This is a genomic window from Rhodoferax ferrireducens (assembly GCF_003347515.1).
Lineage (GTDB): Bacteria > Pseudomonadota > Gammaproteobacteria > Burkholderiales > Burkholderiaceae_C > Rhodoferax.
Genome location: NZ_QEII01000043.1, coordinates 1 through 1107 on the forward strand (window position 1 = coordinate 1; position 1107 = coordinate 1107).

3 protein-coding genes are annotated in these 1107 nt (G+C 49.9%); 2 read left to right on the top strand and 1 reads right to left on the bottom strand.

Annotated elements, in window-relative coordinates:
* The coding region (locus tag C5P05_RS35170; RefSeq protein WP_420130704.1) for a transglutaminase N-terminal domain-containing protein at positions 1 to 108 on the bottom strand (108 nt) is incomplete at its 3' end.
* A 163-nt stretch (positions 109 to 271) separates the two neighbouring features.
* On the opposite strand from C5P05_RS35170, the gene C5P05_RS00170 reads away from it, so the two are divergent.
* A complete protein-coding gene (locus tag C5P05_RS00170) occupies positions 272 to 502 on the top strand; it encodes a hypothetical protein (RefSeq protein WP_114967966.1) in 231 nt (76 codons plus the stop codon).
* 81 nt (positions 503 to 583) lie between these two features.
* Positions 584 to 1009, top strand: a complete 426-nt coding sequence (locus C5P05_RS00175; RefSeq protein ID WP_114967967.1) for a hypothetical protein — start codon at positions 584 to 586, stop codon at positions 1007 to 1009.
* Positions 1010 to 1107 lie beyond the last annotated feature (98 nt).

The window sequence follows — 1107 nt, forward strand, 5'->3', positions numbered from 1 at the left end:
TTGCAGTTCACGACTTTCTCTGGGACGCAGCATCAGCCGATGCGGATCCAGGCTGACAGCGTTGCGGTAGTGATAGACCGTTGTATGACTGATTCGAATTTGGGTCACGGTGGTGTGGGGCTCCTGAGGGACATTCAATTTAACACCTTATGTGCTTTCCGGGACATGCGAAATCACGCACTGCCAGTGGCCGGCTCTTGAGCAGCGGATGCGGTCCGTCGAAGTGCTCCTCCAATTTAAATATTGGCTTGTTTGAAGCCTAGAATCCAAAATGAATAATCTGCGGGGTTTGTCGGATTTTTTATATCTGCAAATAGTCCGAGAAAACCACGAAAACCAAGGCTACGCTGCGGCTACGCTGTTTGAACTTGGCGGTTACACCGAAACCTATAGCGGAGAGCCGCTGCATGAGAAGTTGTGCCCCATGTTCTTTCGTGCCGCGTTGCCCATGTCGAGCACTTCGCATCTCAAGGGGCATCGGTTCCCCAGTGGCTTGGTTTGAAAAAACATGATCTGGGACTTTTGGGGGGATGGCGGCTGATGCGGCTTGGCAAGCTGTGGCTTAAAAAAAGAGGAAAACAATATGCTGTTAACTGATATCGCCGTCGAGCACACTCTGGTGTCCAAAAAGAATGGGGTTCGTCAGACTTTCTTGCTGCATCCGTTTACCAATACGCAGCGAGATACGCTTGGTAAATTCGAGATCGTTCGTGACATCAGTGAGCCAGGGTTCAAAGAAGTTAAACGCTCAGCCTTCGTGACGTTTCAACAATTGGCGGAGTTGTATTCGAAAGGCGTACTCGAAGAATTCGGGTTTTCCGTTCGCATGTGTCCGGGTCAGGGCACGTACCCCACTGCGAATCCTGTAAAAAAGGTACTGCCGACCAGCATCAGGCCAGGCTCACCGTTCGACCTGGCTGTTCAAAAAGTGGATGTTTCAAAACCTGCTAATCGCGAATTGAGAACAGCTTTGCTTCGCACTCTTAAGAAACTTCCCCAGCAGCCTTGAGAAATCGGATATTTGAAATCATGCTGAGGAGGTTTGCTGTGGTGTAAGTTGAAAGCCCAATTGGTGAGCCCGACGAGTGAGATTTTGCACCACTCTTT